The 18217-nt window shown below is 63.9% G+C and carries 12 protein-coding genes and 1 other RNA gene; 10 read left to right on the top strand and 3 right to left on the bottom strand.

All coding sequences use genetic code 11. The features are described 5' to 3' along the window. Positions 1-117 precede the first annotated feature (117 nt). The gene (locus I2H31_RS16515; protein WP_196294154.1) at positions 118-2880 is read right to left on the bottom strand and encodes a choice-of-anchor I family protein; all 2763 of its coding nucleotides are present in this window, start codon (positions 2878-2880) and stop codon (positions 118-120) included. 180 nt (positions 2881-3060) lie between these two features. Between I2H31_RS16515 and I2H31_RS16520 the strand changes: the two genes are divergently transcribed. The 7 genes from I2H31_RS16520 (at position 3061) to I2H31_RS16550 (ending at position 10420) form a co-directional block, all read left to right on the top strand. Next, positions 3061-3615: an RNA polymerase sigma factor gene (locus I2H31_RS16520; protein ID WP_196294155.1), complete on the top strand. Its 555-nt coding sequence runs from the start codon at positions 3061-3063 to the stop codon at positions 3613-3615. 4 nt (positions 3616-3619) lie between these two features. Then, positions 3620-4456, top strand: coding sequence for a HEAT repeat domain-containing protein (locus tag I2H31_RS16525; protein WP_196294156.1), 837 nt, complete (start codon positions 3620-3622; stop codon positions 4454-4456). A gap of 223 nt (positions 4457-4679) precedes the next feature. Beyond that, a complete protein-coding gene (locus tag I2H31_RS16530; RefSeq protein ID WP_196294157.1) occupies positions 4680-5447 on the top strand; it encodes a DUF4097 family beta strand repeat-containing protein in 768 nt (255 codons plus the stop codon). 96 nt (positions 5448-5543) lie between these two features. Continuing rightward, entirely contained in the window at positions 5544-6323 is a 780-nt protein-coding gene (locus I2H31_RS16535) for a DUF4097 family beta strand repeat-containing protein (RefSeq protein ID WP_196294158.1), read from the top strand. A 290-nt stretch (positions 6324-6613) separates the two neighbouring features. Beyond that, positions 6614-9178 (top strand): DUF5916 domain-containing protein, encoded by a 2565-nt coding sequence (locus I2H31_RS16540; protein WP_196294159.1) that lies wholly within the window; start codon positions 6614-6616, stop codon positions 9176-9178. An 86-nt stretch (positions 9179-9264) separates the two neighbouring features. Next, on the top strand, positions 9265-10059 hold the full coding sequence (locus I2H31_RS16545; protein WP_196294160.1) for a HipA family kinase: 795 nt from the start codon (positions 9265-9267) through the stop codon (positions 10057-10059). Continuing rightward, a complete protein-coding gene (locus I2H31_RS16550; RefSeq protein ID WP_196294161.1) occupies positions 10046-10420 on the top strand; it encodes a DUF3037 domain-containing protein in 375 nt (124 codons plus the stop codon). Before I2H31_RS16545 ends, I2H31_RS16550 begins: the two co-directional genes overlap by 14 nt. 128 nt (positions 10421-10548) lie before the next feature. Here I2H31_RS16550 and I2H31_RS16555 read toward each other — a convergent pair whose 3' ends face one another. Further along, positions 10549-13317 (bottom strand): alpha-L-rhamnosidase-related protein, encoded by a 2769-nt coding sequence (locus I2H31_RS16555; protein ID WP_317192236.1) that lies wholly within the window; start codon positions 13315-13317, stop codon positions 10549-10551. 241 nt (positions 13318-13558) lie between these two features. Between I2H31_RS16555 and I2H31_RS16560 the strand changes: the two genes are divergently transcribed. The 3 genes from I2H31_RS16560 (at position 13559) to I2H31_RS16570 (ending at position 17482) form a co-directional block, all read left to right on the top strand. Then, complete coding sequence (locus tag I2H31_RS16560; RefSeq protein ID WP_196294162.1) at positions 13559-14185, top strand: (2Fe-2S)-binding protein; 627 nt, start codon at positions 13559-13561, stop codon at positions 14183-14185. Further along, positions 14182-15162, top strand: coding sequence for an FAD binding domain-containing protein (locus tag I2H31_RS16565; protein ID WP_196294163.1), 981 nt, complete (start codon positions 14182-14184; stop codon positions 15160-15162). Before I2H31_RS16560 ends, I2H31_RS16565 begins: the two co-directional genes overlap by 4 nt. 85 nt (positions 15163-15247) lie before the next feature. After that, positions 15248-17482: a xanthine dehydrogenase family protein molybdopterin-binding subunit gene (locus I2H31_RS16570; RefSeq protein ID WP_196294164.1), complete on the top strand. Its 2235-nt coding sequence runs from the start codon at positions 15248-15250 to the stop codon at positions 17480-17482. A 95-nt stretch (positions 17483-17577) separates the two neighbouring features. On the opposite strand, the gene ssrA is transcribed toward I2H31_RS16570, so the two are convergent. Further along, positions 17578-17949: a transfer-messenger RNA gene (ssrA, locus tag I2H31_RS16575) on the bottom strand. Positions 17950-18217 lie beyond the last annotated feature (268 nt).

Consider the following 18217-nt stretch of genomic DNA (forward strand, 5'->3'; position numbering starts at 1 on the left):
TGTCGAGACATCTCGCGTGCCAGAGTAATTGATTACTTCGGCACGCGAGATGTCTCGACAAGCTCGACATGACGTTCTGATGTTAGGCTTTTATCTAACCCGGCTCAGCCAGGCTTTCTATCGCACCACTAGGCGGCTGGTGGCGCCATCGGAAGCGCGCAGCAGGTAGAGGCCCACCTGCAGCCCGCGCACATCCAGCCGGTCGGTGGCGGTGGGCAGTTGGCGCACGGTGCGGCCGAGGCCATCGAGCAGCGCACCAGACACCGGGCGGCTCAGCAGCACGGTGGCATCATTCGCAGCCGGGTTGGGGTAGCAATACAGGGCAGCGGGAGCGTTGAGGCCGTTTTTGGTGCTGCTCACCAGGCCGCGTAGGCCAATTTGGTATACGGCCACGGTGCTGCTCACTTCGTTGGCCAGCAGCAGGAGTGGGGCGCCGGTGGGGCTGTTGGCGGCCGACACGAACACGAGGCCTTCGGGGCCCTGGTCGCCGGCGCCGGTGGTCAGGCTGCGGTTGTTAATGTACTGCACCAGGCGCGGGTTGGCCGGGTCGTTCACGTTCAGAATCAGCACGCCGCCCTGGCGCTCCAGGCTCACGAAGGCGTACACCGTGTCGCGAATCATACCAGTGGTGGTGCCTTCGGGCTCGGGGCCTTTGTCGTCGGAGCGGTTTTTTCGCACGGGGTTGCCGGTGGTGTTGCTGGCGTTGAAGATGCTGCCAAACGCGGCGTCGGTGCTGGTGAGGCGTTCGAGCAGGTCGCCGCTGTCGTGCACCAGCGCGCCGGTGCCGGCATTCAGAATGCTGAACGAGCGGCCGCCGAAGGCATAAATCTGGTCGAAGTCGCCGTCGCCATCGGTGTCGCCCAGCTTGTTGGTCACGTTCAGCCGGCCCAGGGCGCTGGTGTTTTTCAGCAGGGCGGCCTGCGGGAAAGCGGTGGGGTCGAGCACGTAGCCGGCATCGCCGAGGCGGTTTACCTCGTTCATGCCGGTGTATTCGCGGGCATCGCCCTCGTTGGCCGTGATGAGGTAGCGGCCGCCGCCCAGCGCCGCCGGCAGCTCAAAGCTGGCAATGGCGTCGGGCTGGCGCATGCCGCGCACGGGCCAGTTGGCCAGCAGCACATCGGCGGCCTGGTCGGAGGCATCGAAGCTGAAACCGGGCTGGCTGTGGTCCTGGTAGCCCACGGGCCGCAGGCCGGTGAACTGCATGGTGGCCAAGTCGAGCGTGGCCAGGGCGTTGTTTTCCTGCAAGCTGATGTAGGCCGTGCGCGAGTCGGCCGAAACCGCCACGTACTCCGGCTCCAGGTCCTGCGCCACGGTGCTGGGCGTGCCCGCCGGCCCGCCGTAGATGCGGATGCCGGCCGTGCGCAGCGCCGCAGCCTGTGAGTTGTAACTGCTGAAATCCAGCGTGGTGACGCGGGCCTGGGTGACGGCCGCGATGCCGCCGGTCATATCCACCACCGACACCGAGCCGAGCGGGTCGTCGGTGTAGGCTTGGTTGGGTTCGCCCTCGTTGGCGGTGATGACGTAGCGGCCATCGGGCGAGAAAGTGACCATATCGGGCATGGCGCCGGCCGTGACCTGCTTGATGAAGGTGCCGTTCTGGTCGAAGAAGACGATGCTGCCGTTTTGCTGCGGCGCGGCGTTTTCCACGGCGCAGGCCACCAGTCCGTTGCGCACCGCCACCGAGTTGATGCCGCCGTACGGCGCCATGCTGATGGACGCCACCGAGGTGAGCGCGCCCGGCGTGCTGAAGTTGAGAATATCCAGCTTGCCGCCCACGGAATTGGCCACGTACAGCCGCTGCGTGGTGGGGTCGTGGGCCACGATTTCGGCCGAATTGGTACCGCTGACGCCGTTCTGGTAGCTGCCCAGCAGGTTCAGGCGCAGGTTGCCGGTGCGGGCCGGTGCCTGCGCGTCGTTGTCCTTGATGAACACCAGAAACTCCGTGGCCCCGGCCGTTAGAGTAGCATTAACCGGATTTTGCAGGCGCACCGTGAAGTATTCGGCCGCTTCCGCCGTGGCATCATCTATAATAGGAAGCGTGAGCGTGGCCGTGGTGCTGCCCGGCGCGAAGGTGATGGTCTGCGTGGTGGCAAAGGTGAAGTCGGCGCCGGCCGTGGCCGTGCCCAGCGGCGCCACAATGGCTTGCACCGTGCTGGCCGTGGCGTTGGCGTTGCGAAGGCTGAGCGGCAGGGCCACCGTGCCCGCGTTTTCGGTCACGATGAGCGGCGTGGCGGCGCCGGTGAAACCCAGGTCGGGCACCACCGCAGCAGCGCTTTGGCCCAGGCTGATTTCGTCGAAAGCCACCCAGTCGTCGTTGCCGTTCTGGCGCACGGCCAGGCGCAGGCGGGCGTGGGTGCTGCCGGCCGGCACGGGCACCGTGACGGTGGTCCAGGCCGCGGTGTTCTTGTTAAGCTGCGTGTAGGTGCGCGGGATGGGCCAAGTGGTGCCGTTATCAAACCGCACCACGTAGGCCAGCGAGTCGGGCGTATCGAACCCCGTGCTGTTGTATTTGAAGGTAACCGTATTGGCCGCCGTGGCGCCCGTGGCAATGGCCACCGGCGCGAAATCCAGGTAGTGCCAGATACTTAGGTTGTTGGTGAGCGGGCCTTCCAAATCGCGCCCGCCCCACAGGTTGGCGCCGGCCGAGGGCGTGGTGACCGTGACCCCGGTGCCGGCCGTGCCGATGGTGGTAAGCACGCCCCACTGGTCGGTGGCGGCGAGGTCGTTGTACGTGGCCGGGGTGGGGGTGAAGGCCCAGGTATCGGCGGCGCTGCCCTCGAAACTTTGGGCCACGGACTGCGCCTGGGCAGTGGTGCCCGCCACGCTCATAGCCAGCGTGAAGGCGATGGAAACACGAGAAAAGTAAGCGTGTAAGGGCATGGAATAAGCTTGGGTGAATAATCAGCCAAAACTATTGCCGTGCCATTACCCCAACATTACAAGCGAGTTACCGAATTACTTGGCCTTGCTTTAGGCGTCGCTGCCAAATTTTTTTCAGCACCTTGTAACGAATAGGCCAAGTCCCGGTACTCCTTGCACCTCACCCCAAAACACCCACCCGTGACCCTCACGAGTACGAGCGACGAAGAACTAATGGCCGCCGTGCGCGCCGATGACCTGGACCAACTCGTGCCCTTGTTCGAGCGCTACCACGGGCCCTTGTTCAACTACCTCACCCGCCTCACCAACGACCGCGAAACCGGCGAAGACCTCACCCAAACCGTGTTCGAGCGCATTCTCAAATACCGCAGCAGCTACCAGCCCACGCAGCCCTTCAAGGCCTGGGTGTACCAGATGGCCCGCAACGTGCACGCCGACTACTGGCAGCGCCAGCAGAAGCTGCGCGCCGCCGATGCCGACGTGGAGGACGTGGAACGCACCGGCGCCCTGCGCGGCGCGGCCTTCTCCCAAATGCGCGTCAGCAACCACCACGATGACCTGCACGAAGCCCTGAACCTGCTGCCCGCCCCGCAGCGCGAAATCCTGGTGCTGAACCGCTTCCAGGGCTTCGGTTACGAGGAAATCGGCCAGCTGCTGGGCTGCACCGCCGAAGCCGCCCGGGTGAAAGCCCACCGCGCCCTGCAAGCGTTGCGCAAAATCTATTTCGCCAATTGAGACCATGAAAACGCCCGAACTATCTGCCTGCCACGAGCTCGAAACGCTGCTGCCGGCCTACGTCGAGCGCAGCTTGCCCGCCGCCGAGGCCCAGCGCGTGGCCGCCCACCTGCCCACCTGCCTCAGTTGCCAGCTGCAAGTAACCCAGCTTCGCGCTCTCACGGATGACTTGGATGCAGCCCTGCCCGAAGTGCCCCGCACCGCCCTGCGCGCCAATTTCATGGCCCTGCTGGAGCAGGAAAAGCAACTGCTGAAACCTGCCGTGGCGCCCGCCGCGCCGGTTCAGCCCGAAGCCAAAGAAGCCAAAATGGTATCGATGTGGCCCACGGCCCTGGCCAACGGCTGGATGCGCATTGCCGCCAGCATCGTCCTCATCGCCGCTGGCGTGCTGCTGGGCCGCAACCTGAGCTGGAAGGACGGCGAGAGCAGCAGCGTGGCCACCAACGCCAAGCCGGCCCCGGCCGAACTGGCCCAGTCCATGCGCCAGGCTTCGGCCAGCGACCGGATTCAGCTGGTGAGCAATACCAGCAAGCAAACCGAGCCCGGCGACCCCACCGTGCAGGTGCTGCTCAACACGCTCAACTTCGACGCCAGCCCCAACGTGCGGCTGGCCGCTTGCGAGGCCCTCTACCGCCTGCGCGAAGACCCGCAGGTGCGCGAAGGCCTGGTGCACTCGCTGTCCATCCAAACCGACCCCAACGTGCAGATTACGCTGATTGACATGGTGGTAGCCATGCGCGTGCGCCGTGCCGTGCCGCAGCTTGAGAAGCTCTCGAAGCGCGCCGACGCCTTGCCCGTGGTGCGCGCCCAAGCCGAAGCCGGCATCGGCAAACTGATTTAGCAGAACGTCATGGCCAGTAATAGAACGTCATGTCGAGCGCAGTCGAGACATCTCGCGTGCTGCCGCTAATCAATGAATACTGCCACAAGCGAGATGTCTCGACTGCGCTCGACATGACGGCTGAACTTCACTTTCACCCTCCTTTTCTCACCTCTTTTTCTGCACGCGGCGCCGGCCCCTTGGTGCCGCGCCGGTACCTCACTTGCTTAATCTTCCCCTTATTATGAACAAGTTCTTATTGTTTGCCCTAACGGGCACTCTGGCAGTCCAGGTGGCCAACGCCCAGGAATTCAAAACCAAAATCGGCGGCAAAGACCGCAAAGTCGTGCTCGAAATGCAGGGCAGCGACATCACCGTGGAAGGCATCGGCGGCGACGAGCTAGTGATTCGCGGCAACGGCTTCGAGGAAGCGCCCAAGCGCGCCGAGGGCCTGCGCCCCATCTACAACTCGGCCGTGGATAACACCAAAATCGGCCTTTCGGTGACGCAGACCGACAACACGGTGCGCATCGTGCGGGCTTCGCGCCGCGACGCCAGCTACGTTATTCAGGTGCCCAAAGGCGTGAGCGTGCAGTACAACCAAACCAACTGGAACGGCGGCGACCTGACGGTGCGCGACGTGGCCGGCGACCTGGAACTGAACGTGAAAAACGGCGACATCAAGCTCACCAACGTGACCGGCCCCGTGGTGGCCAACACCGTGAGCGGGGACATTCAGGTGCGATTTGCTCCGATGCGGCAGGGCCCCAGCTCCATCTCCACGGTGAGCGGCGACGTGGACGTGAGCATGCCCTCGAACACCAAATCGACGCTACACCTGCGCTCGGTGTCGGGCGAAGTGTACACTGATTTTGACTTGACCATGGGCAGCAAGGGCGACAACATGCAGCACATCGGCGGGCAGGTGGTAGACGGCACCATCAACGGCGGCGGCAACTCGGTGTCGCTCAAGACGGTGAGCGGCGACATTTTCGTCCGCAAGGCCAAGTAGGCAGGCTGTAGCGCGGACTCTGCGAGTCCGCGTCTGGGCGAACGTTCTGCCATGCGCGGACTCGCAGAGTCCACGCTACAGCCTACCACGGCGTTCATGTGCACTGAAAATAACCTTTCCCTTCTGCAAAACTCCATCCTCATGCGCCGCTTCCTGTTCTTCCTCCTGTTGCTTGCCACCGCCGGCGCCCAGTCAGCTTTCGCCCAGAAAACCCTCGAAAAAAGCGTGAGCCTTGCCAAAGGCCAGCGCCTGTACCTCAACCTCAAGCAGGCCAGCAGCATCCGCATCCACGCCGGCGCCGGCGGCAAAATGACGCTGAAAGCCTCCGTCAGCATCAACCAAAACCACTTGAACGATGCCCTGCTGCTCGGCACCGAGCAAAGCGGTGAGGAAGTGAAGGTGACTTCGGAGTTCGACAAGGAAATGCTGCGCCAAGCCCAGCCCGGCGACTGCCCCACCGGCGGCTCCTACTACGGCGACACCTACATCAGCAACGGCAAGGCTCAGGACCGCGACGGCAACCACATCAGCCAGGTGTGTGCCGTGATTGAATACGACATCACGGTACCGGCCGACGTGAACCTGCGCGTGAGCACCCTCAGCGGCAACATCGACATCGCGGGCCTTACCGGGCCCATCGAAGCCAAGTCGCTGAGCGGCTTCGTGGACGTTGCCTGGTCCGCTAGCCAGGGCGCCGAGCTGGCCCTGAAAACCATCACCGGTGAGGTGTACACCGACCAGGAAATTGCCTTCACCTCGGAGCCCAAGAAAAACCCCCTGGTGGGCTACCAGATACGCGGCACGCTGAAGGGCAGCGGCCCGCTCGTTAAGCTCGAATCCATCAGCAACGACGTGTATTTCCGCAAGCGGAAGTAACCATTCGACACAACGGGAGTTTCCGCGCAAAAGAGAGCCTGCCTGGTTTTCTGGATGAACAAATGCGCCTAAAATTCAGCTGGTTGGGATGGTGATATAAAGCAATGGGAGTGGGGCACCCCGGGGCGCTGGTCTGCAAGCCGGCGCTTTGGGAGTAGCGGTTTTAGTCTGGTTTTGGTGAGTGAAAACAGCCTTATGAACCCGCCCCGTCCCGTTGTTTTTACCGCTTCGCAAGCAACGCTGTGACTATTAGGTACTCCTTGTGGCCTCGTTCTTTTCATTCCCGCTCTATGCCCTTCCCCTTTTTTCTGCGCGCCGTCTTTCTGCTGATATTGTTGGGCTTGCCGTGGCCTGACGTACAGGCCCAAACCCCCGCAGCCGCCCTAGCCCCCGCCACGGCCGCGCCCCGGCGCCAGTTGGCGGCGTTGCGCATTACCACGCCGCCCAAGCTCGACGGCGTGCTCGACGAGGCCGTGTGGCGCGAGGCCACCGTCACGGGCGGCTTCACGCAGCAGCGGCCCAAGCCCGGCGTGCCCGAAACCAACCCCACCGAAGTGCGCGTACTCTACGACGACGCGGCCATTTACGTGGGCGCCGTGATGCACGACGTCTCGCCCGATTCCATTCCGCGCGAGCTCACGGCGCGCGACAACACCGGCAACTCCGACTTCTTCGGCATCTTCCTCGATACCTACAACGACCACCTGAACGGCTACGGCTTCATCGTGACCAGCAGCGGCACGCAGCTCGACTCGCGCTACTCGCCGGCCGGGGGCGAAGACTTCAACTGGAACGCCGTGTGGGAAAGCCGCACCACCCTGCAAGGCACCGACTGGGTGGCCGAGCTGCGCATTCCCTACTCCGCCATCCGCTTCAGCACCGCCGATGTGCAGCAGTGGGGCCTGAACTTCATGCGCCAGCGCAAGCGCTACAACGCGGCTTATTTCTGGAACGAGGTGAAGCCCGAAGTCGACGGTTTCGTGAACCAGTGGGGCGTGCTCACGGGCGTCCAGGGCGTGAAGCCGCCGTTGCGCCTCTCGCTCACGCCCTACGTGAGCGCCTACGTGAACCACAACCCGCTGAACGCCGAAGGCACCCGGCGCACCACCACCAGCCTCAACGGCGGGGCCGACGTGAAGTGGGGCATCAACGAAAGCTTCACCCTCGATGCCATTCTGGTGCCGGATTTTGGGCAGGTGCAGAGCGACAACCAGGTGCTCAACCTCTCGCCCTTCGAGGTGCAGTTCAACGAAAACCGGCCCTTTTTCACCGAAGGCACCGAGCTGTTCAACAAGGGCAACCTGTTCTATTCGCGCCGCGTGGGGGCCACGCCCATTGGCTTCTACGACGTGACGGCAGGCGCCACCGAGCGCATCGTGCGCAACCCTTCGGAAACCCCGCTGCTGAACGCCACCAAAGTATCGGGGCGCACGAGCAAGGGCCTGGGCATCGGCGTGTTTAATGCCCTGAGCAACGACGTGTACGCCACCATCCGCAACAGGGAAACCGGCGAGGAGCGCGAGGTACTGACCCAGCCCTTCGCCAACTACAACATTGCGGTGCTCGACCAGAGCCTCAAGAACAACTCCTACGTCTCGCTCATCAACACCAACGTGACGCGCGCCGGCCAGACCTACGACGCCAACGTGACCGGCGGCCTGTTTCGCTTCGCCAACAAGGCCAACGCCTACGCCGTGGACGGCCGCGTGGTGTATTCCAACCGCCGCGGCAAGGTGTTTGGCCAAGACGCGGAAGTGGCCGACCGCGACGGCTACAAGTACCAAGTGGGGCTGAGCAAAATCAGCGGCAACTTCACCTGGTACCTCAACCACGGCATCGAATCGGACACCTACAACCCCAACGACCTGGGCATTCTGTTCGGCAACAACAACATCTCCCAAACCGCCGGCGCCGCCTACCGCCGCTACAAGAAGATTTGGAAGGTGAACAACTACGCCGTATTCGCCGAAGCCACGCAGTCGTTTCTCTACCAGCCCACGCTGTACCAGGCGCTGGGTTTCTACCTCGGCGGCAATACCACGTTCACCAAGAGCTTCAACCAGTTCGGGTTCGATTTCAACCTCGACCGGGCCACGCACGATTTCTACGAGCCGCGCCTGGAACCGCTGGGCCAGAAGTACGTGCGCGTGCCCGGCAACGCCCGCCTCGTGCTGTTCGAGAATTCCGACTCGCGCAAGAAGTTCGCCTACGGCTGGAACGCCGGCATTCAGCACTACAACCTGGACGAGCGCCTGCCCCGGGCCCGCCGCACCGGCTACAGCTTCGGCCTCTACCCGCGCTACCGCGTCAACAACCACCTCACCTTCCGCTACAGCATCGACTGGAGCCTCTACCGCAACCAAATCGGCTACGTGAACGGCGGCCTGGACGGCGCCCAGCCCCTCGACCAGCCCTTCCTGGACCAGATTATCCTGGGCCGGCGCGACGTGGCCACCGTCTCCAACGTGGTGTCGACGGCCTACACCTTCACCAACCGCATGTCGTTCACGCTGCGCCTGCGGCACTACATCAGCAACGTGCACTACCACGACTTCTCGGCCCTGGGCCAGGACGGCGACGAAACGCTGGTGGACTACCGCCGCAACCGCGACAACACCTACAACGCCTTCAACGTGGACGCCGTGTATTCGTGGTGGTTCGCGCCCGGCTCCCAAATCAGCATCGTCTGGAAAAACGCCAACAACACCGGCCTCAACTACTACGAAGGCAGCGCCGCCACCCCGCTTTACTTCGACAACCTGGCCAGCACCATCAATACCCCGCACAATAATTCCGTGTCGGTGAAGGTGCTGTATTACCTCGATTACCTCGCCCTGCGCCAGGCCGTGCGGTAGGAAGAACGGAGCATTCCGGAGAGCAAAGTGGCCTCGGCAAGGAAAATTCGCCGTCCTTTGCGCGGCCTTTTTCTCAAAAAAACTGCATGTCGGCACCTTCTGCTCCCGAACTCCGCACCGTGGCCGTGACGCGCTACGTGACCCCGCTCCGCGAGGGCGGCTCGCTGCCCGCCCTGGTTGAGGCCGACGACGGCTTCCTGTATGTCGTTAAATTCCGGGGCGCCGGGCAGGGCGTGAAAGCCCTCATTGCCGAGCTGATTGTGGGCGAGCTGGCCCGCGCGCTGGGTTTGCGCGTGCCCGAGCTGGTGTTTTGCGAACTCAACGAAGCTTTTGGCCGCACCGAGCCCGACGAGGAAATCCAGGACCTGCTGCGCGCCAGCACCGGCCGCAACCTGGCCCTGCACTACCTTTCCGGCGCCATCACCTTCGACGCGCTGGTGACCACCGTCGACGCGCGCCTGGCCTCGCAAATCGTGTGGCTCGATTGCCTCACGCTGAACGTGGACCGCACGCCCCGCAACACCAACATGCTGATGTGGCACAAGGAACTGTGGCTCATCGACCACGGCGCCGCCCTCTACGCCCACCACGCCGGCCCCGACTGGGCCGCGCCGCGCCCCCGCCCGTTTCCGCAGGTGAAGGACCATGTGCTGCTGCCCCGGGCCAGCGAGCTGCCCGCCGTGGACGCCGAAAGCCGCGCCAAGCTCACACCCGAAGTCCTCCGCGCCATCGTGGCGCTGGTGCCCGACGAGTGGCTCACCAACGGCGACGCCCCCGCCGCCGAGCAGCGTGCCGACTACGTGCGCTTCCTCGAAGCCCGCCTGGCGGCCTCAGAAACCTTTGTTCAGGAAGCCCAAGCCGCCCGCCATGCACTTGTTTGAGTACGCCGTGCTGCGCGTGGTGCCCCGCGTGGAGCGCGAAGAGTTTATGAACGTGGGTGTGGTGCTTTTGTGCCGGGCCCAGGGATTCCTGCAGGTCTGCATCGCCCTGCCCGAAGCGCGCCTGCGCGCTTTCGCCCCGGATTTGGATATGGAAGAAGTGACGGCACGCCTGCGCGCGTTCGAGCGCATCTGCCAGGGCCGGGCCACCGGCGGCACCATCGGCCAACTGCCCCTGGCCGAGCGGTTTCGCTGGCTCACGGCCATGCGCAGCACCATCGTGCAAACCTCGCCCGTGCACCCCGGCCTCTGCGAGGATGCGGGCGAGACGATGGCGCGGCTGCACGCGCAACTGGTGCTGTAAGGTGCTGTAAACAATAAAATAGAACGGTCATGTCGAGCTGGTCGGGACATCTCGCGTGCTTCAACTAATCTAATCCGCAGGATTACGGCGGCACGCGAGATGTCCCGACCAGCTCGACATGACCGCCTTTATTGCACCCGGCGCACCCGCAAATAATCCAGCATGGCCTGGTTCACCTCGCCGTTCATGTTTTCGTTGGCGGGCTCGAAGGCTAGTGTGAGCTGATGCGTGCCCTTTTCCAGTTGCACCAGCACCGGGTTCGAGAAGCCCCAGTTGCTCCATTCGCCGGTGCCGCGCTGGGGCAGCACCAGCGTCCCGAGCTGCTTGGTGCCCATGCGCAGCGTGCGGATGGCGCACTTGTTCTCGGTGTTGATGGGGCCGTTGCCGTTGGCGTAGCGCACGTCCACGGCGTAGAGGCCGGCTTCCGGCACCGTGACGGGCAGGGTAAGGCTTGTGTTTTTACTCTTGGTAATTTCCACGAAGCCTTTATCGGTGTAGCCTTTGTAGGGCAAGGAGGCTTTGGGGGCTACCGTTTCGAATTGCACCTGGCGTTCGGTTGTCCCTCCGGGACCCATCGAAATCAGTACCACCGGCTCGCTGGCGAAGGACATCAGGCCCTGCGCATTTTCGGCCACGACTTGGTACTCGTTGTTTCCGTCCGCATCGGGCAGGGCAAAGTTAGCTTCCGTGGTGCGGCCGAGCGGCTGGCCGTTGCGCAGCACCTGATACGCCCGAATGCCCGGCTGAGCAGCCCAGGTGATTTGGTGCTCTTTGGTTAGGGCCACCACCGGCGTTTCGGGCGAGAAGGCGTTGGCCACTTTGTTCACCTGAGCGGCGGGCGGTATCTGGTTTTTCAGTTGAATGCGCACGGCGTGGCGGCCCGTGAGGCTGGCCGGCACCGCGGCATCAGCCAGCGGCTGGCCGTCCATGGTGATGCGGCTGATTTCATTGCCGAAGCCTGCCATCTCAATATCCAGCACCGCCTTGCGGTAGCGGAAGCCGGTGAGCTTGCGCTGGCCCTGAAATGTTTGGGGCACGAAGGGCCGGAACACCAGCCGGTCGGCTTCCCACTGCATGCCAAACAGCACCTTGTACACCAAACTCAGGCTGCCCGATAGGCTCCAGAGCATGTTGCTGCTGTTGATTTGGGTGCCTGCGAAGTCGCCGTTTTCGGCCACGTAGTTTTCCTTGTTGGTCAAGAATAGCGCCGCCGGGCGGTAGATGGCGGCCATGCTTTCCAGCACCGAAGCCTCGTTGCCGGCCTTGGCCCCGGCCAGTGCCCAAAAGCTCTGCACGAAGGGCCACACGGCATTGTTGTGGTAGGGCGGCAGGCCCGGAATCTGCGGGTAGATGCACGAAATGCCGAAGGGCGTGGTGGGGGTTTTGGCCACCACTTCCCGTGCCCGCTCGCCCTCGGCCACGCCGAACAGCACGCTCAACGCCTCGCCCAACGCCTCGGCGCGGGGCGAGAGCAGCAGCGCGGTGCGGCCGTAGCGGTACTGGCCGTAGTAGCCTTTGTCGGCCTGCCAGAGGTGCTGGTTCAGGCCGGCCTTGATTTGCTGGGCCAGCTGCTCGTGCCGGGCGGCCACGGCGGGCTCGCCCAGGCGGGTGGCCATTTGGGCCAGCACCACGTTGGCGTGGTGGTGTACGGCGTTGGTGCCCAGGTTTTCGCTCTGGTAGATGTCGGCCGGCTGCATCCAGCGCGGGTAGGTTTGCTCGCGCCAGTCCAGAAACGACGACTCGCCGCGCACCAGGCCGGTGGCGGGGTCGTAGGCATTGTACACGTCGTCGGCAATCGACTTTCTGATGATGGGATACACCCGCTTCAGCCAAGCTTCGTCGCCCGTCACCTTGTAAATTTCCCAGGCCGCCGTGGCCCAGATAATACGGTCGGTGGAGCACGGATACGCGCCGCCCGTGCCGGTGTCCTGAATGATGCGCCCGTCGGCCGAAACCTTGCGCAGCAGGCTGTTCATGGCCACTTTGGGCTGCAGGGCGGCCTGCGCCAGAATGATGCTGTAGCTGATGTCGCGCGTCCAGACGCCGGCCCATTCCTTGCCGGTGCGGAAGGTGCTGTCGGGCTCCACGGCGCGGCGGGCTTCTTCTAGGGCCAGGTTGTAGAGCGCATCGGCCAGCGGATATTCCGACGAGTATTGCGGAAAGTCGGCCGTGTTGATACTTTGTTTCCACTGGCCGGCGGTGGTTTTGGCGGCCTGGGGCTGGTTCAGCACCAACGTCACTTCGTAGATGCCGTCGCCGTCGGCGTCCTGCAGCTCCAGCTCGGGCTTGTTCACCAGGTTGTCGAAATCCCAGCTCAGCGGCGCGGCCGAGCCGGCCACGAACACGTGCTTGAAATCCGACTGGTACAGCTTTTCGCCCTTGAACGTGGTGTAGTAACCCTGCTTTTTGAACGCCGCCAGCACCGGCCGCAAATCGAGCCGGATGCGCACCGGCGTGTTGGGCGCCAGGTAGGTATTGGGCGGCAGGGGCGTGGCGTCCGCATAGCGCTGGCCAAACACGATGGGCGGCGTCTCAATGGGGGCGCCGCCGGGCCGGGGCACGGCTACCAGTTGGTGGTCCTGGCCGGCGGGCATCTCGTTGTCCTTGCCGTTGATGCTGAACTTGAACGCCACCTGCGGGCTCTGGAAGGCATTGGCCGGGCTCTGGTAATTCGACACCAGCTCGGTGGCCGAGCGGGCCCGGCCCTCGAACCGGCCCTGCACCACCCGGTCGCGGTAGAGCGTGTAGGCGTCGGATTGCCAGACGGGCACATCCGCTACGGGCGCGGCCGGGGCCGCCGAGGCAGTAGTGCCCGCACTCGCGGCGGGTTTGGGGGTTTGGCAGGACAGCATCAGCAGGGGAGCCAGCAGGCCGGCCGGCAGCGAAAGATATTTCACGAGCAACAAGGTCGAAGAGGGCGGGAGTGCGCCCGCAAAGGAACAAAGTGCCCCGGGAATGGTCTTCGGGACACTGAGCTACCCGGCCAACCCGAACCGGAAACCCCAGCGCGGCAAATTCGGCCACGCGGCCTGCCACGGCCGCGCCCAAATCCGCAAGCTCGACCGCATCGGAAGCAGCGGCGACGCCGTACTACCCGTACCCGGCCGCGCCTTTCTTCTCCCTACTAGACTATTGTTTATGAACTCAGAACCCGAAGCCCCCGCCAACCACGACGACAACCGGCGCACCTTTCTCAAGCAGTCGTCGCTGCTCACGGCCCTGGCCCTGGTGCCGGGCCCGGTGGTGAGCGCCGCCGCGGCCAAGCTGGACGAGCGCGTGGCCGAAGCCTTCGAGCAGGTGCCAGTGAGCCTGAAAGTCAACGGCAAGAAGTACAAGCTCAACGTGGAGCCCCGCACCACGCTGCTGGACCTGCTGCGCGAAAACCTGCACCTCACCGGCACCAAGAAAGGCTGCGACTACGGCCAGTGCGGCGCCTGCACCGTGCACGTCGAGGGCCAGCGCGTGAACTCCTGCCTGAGCTTCGCGGTGATGCACGACGGCAAGGAAATCACCACCATCGAGGGCTTGAGCAAGGGCGACGACCTGCACCCCATGCAGGAGGCTTTCGTGAAGCACGACGGCTTCCAGTGCGGCTACTGCACGCCGGGCCAGATAATGAGCGCCGTGGCCTGCGTGCGCGAAGGCCACGCCGGCTCGGAGGCCGAAATCCGGGAGTACATGAGCGGCAACATCTGCCGCTGCGGGGCCTACACCAACATCGTGGCCGCCATTCAGGAAGTTAAAAACGGAGGGCAGAAAGTATGAACCAGTTCCAATACGCACGGCCCAGCAAGCCGCAGGCCGCCATCAGGGCCGTGGCCAAAGACGCCAACGCCCAGTTCATCGCCGGCGGTACCAACCTCGTCGACCTGATGAAGCGCGGCGTGATGACCCCGCAAAAGCTGGTCGACATCAACCGCCTGCCCCTGAACAAGATTGAGCGCCAGAACAATGGCCTGCGCCTCGGTGCGCTGGCCCTGAACTCGGCCGTGGCCGACGACAAGCTGGTGCGCGAGCGGCAGCCGCTGCTGGTGCAGGCCCTCAACGCCGGCGCCTCGGCCCAACTGCGCAACATGGCCACCGTGGGCGGCAACATGCTTCAGCGCACCCGCTGCCCCTATTTCTACGACACCACCATGCCCTGCAATAAGCGCGCGCCCGGCACCGGCTGCGGTGCCCTGGAAGGCATCAATCGCATGCACGCCATCTTCGGCTTTTCGGATAAGTGCATTGCCGTGCACCCCTCCGATATGAGCGTGGCCCTGGTCGCCCTCGACGCCACCGTGCTGGTGAGCGGCCCCCAGGGCGACCGTCGCATACCGTTTGCCGACTTCCACCGCCTGCCCGGCGACACCCCGCAAAAGGACACCAATCTGGAGCGCGGCGAGCTGATTACCGCCGTCGACATTCCCGATGCGCCCTTCACCCGGCACGTGAGCTACTACAAAGTGCGCGAGCGGGCCAGCTATGCCTTCGCGCTGGTGAGTGCCGCAGCGGCATTGGAATTGGATGGCAACACCATCAAAGCCGCGCGCCTGGCCCTGGGCGGGGTGGCCCACAAGCCCTGGCGCCTCACTGCCGCCGAGCAGGTGCTGGTGGGCAAGCCCGCCACCGAAGCCACGTTCCGGCAGGCCGCCGAGGTGGCCATGCAGGGCGCCAAGGCGTTTAAATACAACGAATACAAGCTGAAGCTGGCGCCGAATACGCTGGTGCAGGCTTTGAAAACCGCCACCGCCGCCTAGCTGTAGCGTGGACTCGGCGAGTCCGCGCCCGGGCGAACGTTCCGCTACGCGCGGAATCGCCGAGTCCACGCTACACCCCTTCCTTATGAAACCACTACAGAAGCAAATCGGGACCGGCATGAACCGGGTGGACGGCCGGCTGAAAGTGACTGGCGCGGCCACCTATGCGGCCGAGTACGAGCTGCCGGGCCTCGTCTACGCCGTGTTGGTGGGCAGCACCATTGCCAAAGGCCGCCTCGCCAGCCTCGACACCAAGGCCGCCGAGCGCGCGCCCGGCGTGCTGGCCGTCGTCAGTCACCTCAACGCGCCCAAGGCCCCGGGCGCCAAGCCGGCGGGCAAAGACCCCTCGCAGCCCCAGACGGTGGGCAACCCGTTGGCCGTGTTCACCGACGACAAGATTCGCTTCAACGACCAGCCCATTGCCGTAGTGGTGGCCGACACATTGGAGCGCGCCCGCTTCGCCGCCGGCCTGGTGAAGGCGCAGTATGCCCAGGAAGCCCACCAAACCAATCTGGAAGCGAACCGGCCCCAGGCTTTTCTGCCCACTCAGGCGAAGAAAAACCCGAAGTCGCCGGTGGCCGACTACCAGCGCGGCCAGGTGGACGCCTACAAAACCGGCGCTCTGAAACTCGAAGCCGAGTACGTGATACCCACCGAGGTGCACCACCCCATGGAACTGCAGGCCATCACGGCGCACTGGGAGGCGCCCGACCGCCTCACGCTTTACGACAAAACTCAGGGCACCATGGCCACCCGCCGCGACTTTGCCAAGCAGTGGGGCCTGCCCGAGGAGAACGTGAAAGTGGTGGCCACCTTCGTGGGCGGCGCTTTCGGCAACGCCCTGCACAGCTGGCCCCACGAGTCGGCGGCCATCATTGCGGCCAAAGTGGTGAACCGGCCGGTGAAGCTCATGCTCACCCGCGAGCAGATGTTCACGATGGTGGGCTACCGGCCGCACACCTGGCAGAAAATCGGGATGAGCGCCACGGCCGACGGCAAAATCACGGCCATCACCCACGAAGCCACGGGGCAGACTTCTACTTATGAAGAGTTTACCGAGTCGACCTTGGGCCAGACGCGCATGATGTACCAAGCGCCCAACCTCACCACGCGCTACCGTTTGGTGGCCCTCGACATCGGCTCGCCCATCTGGATGCGCGGGCCCGGCGAAGCCACCGGCGCCTTCGCCCTGGAGTCGGCGATGGACGAAATGGCCCACCTGCTGAACCTCGACCCGCTGGAATTTCGCCTGCGCAACTACACCGACCAGGACCCCGAGCGCAACCGCCCCTGGAGCACCAAATTCCTCAAGGAATGCTACCAGGCCGGTGCCGACCGCATTGGCTGGAGCAAGCGGCAGCTCAAGCCTGGCATGTTGCGCGACGGCGACTGGCTGGTGGGCTACGGCATGGGCGTGGGTACCTTTGGGGCGCACCGCGGCGCCTCCAAAGCCAATGCCCAACTGCTACCCAACGGCACCGTGCTGCTGCAAAGCGCCGTCACCGACATCGGCCCCGGCACCGGCACGGCCATGACCCAGATTGCCGCCGACACCCTGGGCCTCGACCCCGCAAAAATCCGGTTTGAATGGGGCAATTCCTCATTTGCATCGGCCCCTACCCAGGGCGGCTCGGCCATTGTGAATTCCGTGGGCCCAGCCGTGCAGGAAGCCTGCCTGGCCCTCAAAGCCAAGCTGCGCGAGCTGGCCGCCGCGGGCAACGGCGCCTTTGCCGCCGCCCGCCCGGAAGACGTGGCCTTTGCCGACGGCCACCTCACGCTGAATGGCAACCCCGCCGCCCGCGCCACCTACGCCGACCTGGTGAAGCAAGCCGGCGGCACCGCCGTGGCCGTGGATTCCAAGCCCGGCCCGGATGGGCAGAAGTACTCCATGTATTCCTTCTCGGTGCATTTTGCCGAGGTGCGCGTACACCCGCTCACGGGCGAGGTGCGGGTGAGCAAGCTGGTGAGCTGCGCCGACGCGGGCACCATCATCAACGAGAAAACCGCCGGCAACCAGATGAAGGGCGGCGCCGTGGGCGGCATCGGCATGGCCCTGATGGAGCACGCCATGATTGACGACCGGTTCGGCCGCTACGTGACCAAGGACTTGGCCGACTACCACGTGCCGGTGCACGCCGACGCGCCCGCCGTGGAAGTCTTTTTCGTGAACCAGCCCGACCCGCACGTGAATGCGCTGGGCACCAAAGGCATCGGCGAAATTGCCACCATCGGCGTGGCCCCCGCCATTGCCAATGCCGTGTTCAACGCCACCGGCAAGCGGGTGCGCGAGCTGCCCATCACGCCCGACAAGCTAATATAAACCGGCACCGATAGAGCAAAAGGCTGCCCTGGCGGCTCATGCTTTGGGGTGGTGTAAAACGAAAAAGCCCGTTTGCAATTTGCAAACGGGCTTTTCTGTGGAGATGCAGGGATTCGAACCCTGGTCCAGACAAGGAAATCAACGTGCTTTCTACGTGCGTATCCAGACTTGAATTTTCGAAGAACCTCAGGCGTCAGTCAGGCCCTTGAGTTTCCCTTAGCTGCAGTTGGGTTTCGCCCCCGCATCACAGCTCTGCGAAGGCTATTTTCTACTTACGACGCTCCGAACTCCCAGGTGTAGAAACTTACCCGGGCGGAACGATGACGTTACCTAATTCTAAACTAGGCAGCCATGGCGTACGAATAGTCGCCGGTTGTTTTTCGATAGATTTTTTTACAGGAGAGCTTCCATCAACTCCTGGCACGCTTACCCGCAATTTGCGCAAGCTGTCAATTCCGGTCATCCCCAAATGGTAAAGAACGAGTCCCGCGGACGCATCGAAAGGCCAAGCGGGCCGCGAAGGTACGCGGTGAAAGTGAAACGATGGGGGAGGAGGGAAGGTTTCCGGCGGTTTGGGTGTTTGTGAAAGAGGAAGAACGAAGGCGTCTGAATAAAAAAAGGCGGTCATGCAGAGCGCAGCGAAGCATCTTGCCCGCTTCGTTACAAGCAGTGAATTAGTTACGCTGGCAAGATGCTTCGCTGCGCTCTGCATGACGTTCTGAATACCCAAAACCG

It is taken from the genome of Hymenobacter ruricola (assembly GCF_015694525.1).
Taxonomy (GTDB): domain Bacteria; phylum Bacteroidota; class Bacteroidia; order Cytophagales; family Hymenobacteraceae; genus Hymenobacter; species Hymenobacter ruricola.

Excerpts from the sequence above, each read along its gene's own strand:
- I2H31_RS16560 (WP_196294162.1), top strand. The coding sequence starts at position 13,559 with ATGAACTCAGAACCCGAAGCCCCCGCCAACCACGACGACAACCGGCGC.
- I2H31_RS16550 (WP_196294161.1), top strand. The coding sequence starts at position 10,046 with ATGCACTTGTTTGAGTACGCCGTGCTGCGCGTGGTGCCCCGCGTGGAG.
- I2H31_RS16540 (WP_196294159.1), top strand. The coding sequence starts at position 6,614 with ATGCCCTTCCCCTTTTTTCTGCGCGCCGTCTTTCTGCTGATATTGTTG.
- I2H31_RS16535 (WP_196294158.1), top strand. The coding sequence starts at position 5,544 with ATGTGCACTGAAAATAACCTTTCCCTTCTGCAAAACTCCATCCTCATG.
- I2H31_RS16565 (WP_196294163.1), top strand. The coding sequence starts at position 14,182 with ATGAACCAGTTCCAATACGCACGGCCCAGCAAGCCGCAGGCCGCCATC.
- I2H31_RS16530 (WP_196294157.1), top strand. The coding sequence starts at position 4,680 with ATGAACAAGTTCTTATTGTTTGCCCTAACGGGCACTCTGGCAGTCCAG.
- I2H31_RS16570 (WP_196294164.1), top strand. The coding sequence starts at position 15,248 with ATGAAACCACTACAGAAGCAAATCGGGACCGGCATGAACCGGGTGGAC.
- I2H31_RS16545 (WP_196294160.1), top strand. The coding sequence starts at position 9,265 with ATGTCGGCACCTTCTGCTCCCGAACTCCGCACCGTGGCCGTGACGCGC.
- I2H31_RS16515 (WP_196294154.1), bottom strand. The coding sequence starts at position 2,880 with ATGCCCTTACACGCTTACTTTTCTCGTGTTTCCATCGCCTTCACGCTG.
- I2H31_RS16525 (WP_196294156.1), top strand. The coding sequence starts at position 3,620 with ATGAAAACGCCCGAACTATCTGCCTGCCACGAGCTCGAAACGCTGCTG.